The 2,825-nt window shown below is 61.3% G+C and carries 3 protein-coding genes; 1 reads left to right on the top strand and 2 read right to left on the bottom strand.

Annotated elements, in window-relative coordinates; all coding sequences use genetic code 11:
• Nucleotides 1-808, bottom strand: an 808-nt coding sequence (prmA, locus tag AACS18_RS06985) for a 50S ribosomal protein L11 methyltransferase (RefSeq protein ID WP_258228879.1), incomplete at its 3' end; no start/stop codon positions are given.
• Nucleotides 809-1,344: 536 nt separating this feature from the next.
• Nucleotides 1,345-2,361 (bottom strand): zinc-binding alcohol dehydrogenase family protein, encoded by a 1,017-nt coding sequence (locus AACS18_RS06980; protein ID WP_108614005.1) that lies wholly within the window; start codon nucleotides 2,359-2,361, stop codon nucleotides 1,345-1,347.
• A 100-nt stretch (nucleotides 2,362-2,461) separates the two neighbouring features.
• Between AACS18_RS06980 and AACS18_RS06975 the strand changes: the two genes are divergently transcribed.
• Nucleotides 2,462-2,825: LysR family transcriptional regulator (locus tag AACS18_RS06975; RefSeq protein ID WP_374956636.1), on the top strand; the 364-nt coding region annotated here is incomplete at its 3' end.

Raw genomic sequence — 2,825 nt, 5'->3', positions numbered from 1 at the left:
GACCGTAGATAGTTTCCAGCTCCGGGGCCTGGCTTTCCAGCACGCCAGAGAGGGCCATCAGGCTGCCCGGCTTGCCGTGGCCGGCGATCAGCGGTGCCAGTTCGCGCAGCGGGCCGGCCAGGATGTTGGCAACCACTACGTCCGCTTCGACATCTTGCGGCTGGTCGGCCGGCAGGTAGAGCTCAATCTGGTCGGCAACGCCGTTGCGCGCGGCGTTGTCACGGCTGGCCTGAATGGCTTGCGGGTCGATGTCGATGCCGATGACGCGGGCGGCACCCAGTTTCAGGGCGGCGATGCCGAGAATGCCGGAGCCACAGCCAAAGTCGACCACGGTTTTACCGGCCAGATCCAGCCCGTCCAGCCACTGCAGGCAGAGGGCGGTGGTGGGGTGGGTACCGGTACCGAAGGCCAGACCCGGATCCAGCATGACGTTGACCGCATCGGGGTTCGGCACATCGCGCCAGCTCGGGCAGATCCAGAGGCGCTCGCCAAACTGCATCGGGTGGAAGTGATCCATCCACTCGCGCACCCAGTCCTTGTCCTCCAGCTGCTCGACCTTGTAGCCGACGTTTTCGCCGAAGATCTGCTGGAAGAAGGCGATGGTGGGGGCCGGATCGGTTTCGGCATCAAACAGACCCATCACTTCGGTCTCGCCCCAGAGCGGGGTTTCACCGGGCATGGGTTCATAGACGGGCACATCCTTGGCATCCATAAAGGTCACCGCCTGGGCTCCACGCCCCAGCAGCATGTTGCTCACCTTGTCTGCGGTCTTGGCAGTGGCGTTGATTCGAATTTGTATCCAGGGCATGGCGTCGACTCTTCATAAATGTGAAACCGCGAGATTCTACCATCATGGGGCAGTGCTGTCGTGGGTTGCCCATGACGTGGAGGGATTCGGGGGTTTTTGCCGGATTGGCACGGTTCCTGTATTGCTCTATGCAGGCGAAGACGACCGGTTTTCGCTGAACGCTTTGCTCAAGTTCCGTCATCTTTCACTGCCACCCTCGGGTGGCATTTTTTATCTGCACTTGTTTGCCTGGTAAACAGTCTGCCAGACAAAAAAAGAGCAAGGTCGGCACCTTGCTCAAGGACGGGCTGACGCCGTTTTGGCGCATTCATGCTGCTGTTGGCATGCCAGATGCAAAGACTAATATGTCCTGCATAAGGATATGTGTGTGATTGTTACCCCAATGTTCAGGTATTCAGGCCATTTCTCGCGAAATGGCCTCTTTTTTGGCTGATTGTCGGACGTTGGCCTGCTTCAGGCAGTCATGAGTGCCGCTGGTTGTGCCCGTTTGGGGCATCTCCTTGGTGAACTTATCCCATCATGGTGCGTTTGAGGGCTTAGTTGGCAAAGCCGCTCATGTCGATCACCAGCTTGCCTACCATACGGCCTGCCTCGACCTCGGCATGGGCCTGAGCCAGCGTGACCGGGGTCAGTGACGGGATGGTTCTGGTCAGAGTGGTCTGCAATACCCCTTCATCGACCAGTGCCGCCACCCGGCCGAGCAGGCGGTGCTGTTCGATCATGTCCGGTGTCTGGAACAGGGAGCGGGTGAACATGAACTCCTGGCTGAAGGTGGCGCTCTTGCTCTTGAGCAGGGAGAGATCCCACGGCTCGCTCGATTCGGCGATGGTGCAGATATGGCCAAACGGGCGGATCAGCCCTGCCATGGTGGCCCAGTGCTCGGCGGTGGCGTTGGTGCAGAAGATGGCATCGACCTGAGTGATGCCAAGGGCGGTCAGCTCCTCCTGCAACTTGTGGTGGTTTACGACATGATGGGCGCCCATCTCGAGGCACCACTCGCGGCTCTCGGGGCGGGAGGCTGTCGCAATCACCTCCATGTCGGTGAGTTGGCGGGCCAGCTGGATGGCGATGGAGCCCACGCCACCGGCGCCGCCGATGATCAGCAGTTTGCCACGGCTTTCGCGGGTAAGAGCGAAGCGCTCGAACAGGGTCTCCCAGGCGGTGATGGCGGTGAGCGGCAGGGCGGCGGCCTCCACATCGCTCACGCTGGTGGGGGCGATCGCGGCGATACGCTCATCCACCAGTTGCAGGGCGCTGTTGCTACCCGGGCGGCTGATATCGCCGGCATACCAGACCCGGTCGCCCGCCTTGAACAGGGTGACTTCGCTGCCGGTGGCGATCACTTCCCCCACCGCATCCCAGCCCAGTACCCGGGGCGAGCTTTCAATTTTGGCCTTGGGGGAACGCACCTTGGTATCCACCGGATTGACGGAGGTGGCGGTGACCCGCACCAGCAGATCCCGCGGGCCCGGAACCGGATCGGGCAGGTTGGCGGCGATAAAGCAGTCGGGGTGGTCGCTTGGCAGATAGTGAGTCAGGGCAATGGCTTTCATGGTATTTCCTTTCAAATCGCTGTGTTCGGGATTGCCACTCACTCTAGTCTGGTTGATTATCAAGATTAAGATGGGTAATCGGTAAAGACTGTTTGAATATATGAACAATGTCGATCTGGAGTTGATGGGACTGTTTGCCACCGTGGTGGAGCAGGGGAGCTTTACCCGGGCCGCCGAGCTGCTTGGTATGCCCAAGTCATCGGTGAGCCAGAAGATCTCGCGGCTCGAATCCCAGCTCGGGGTGCGGCTGTTGCAGCGCACCACCCGCAGGTTGAGCCTGACCCCGCAGGGGGAACTCTATGTGGAGCACTGTCAGGGGCTGCTGGCATTGGCCCGCAGCGCCAATCTGGCGATGGCGCGGCTGCGCTCGGCCCCGGCGGGGCGGGTGCGGATCACCGCCCCCGAGGCGACCGGCACTCTGCTGCTTGGGCGGATCCTCGCCGAGTTTCGCGCCCTCTATCCCG

It is taken from the genome of Aeromonas sp. HMWF015 (assembly GCF_963878965.1).
In the GTDB taxonomy this organism is placed as follows: Bacteria; Pseudomonadota; Gammaproteobacteria; order Enterobacterales; family Aeromonadaceae; genus Aeromonas; species Aeromonas veronii.
This window is presented reverse-complemented; position numbering and strand designations above follow the sequence as displayed.

What these genes read in the sequence shown, in the direction of transcription:
- AACS18_RS06980 (WP_108614005.1), bottom strand. Translation starts at nt 2,361, where the DNA reads ATGAAAGCCATTGCCCTGACTCACTATCTGCCAAGCGACCACCCCGAC.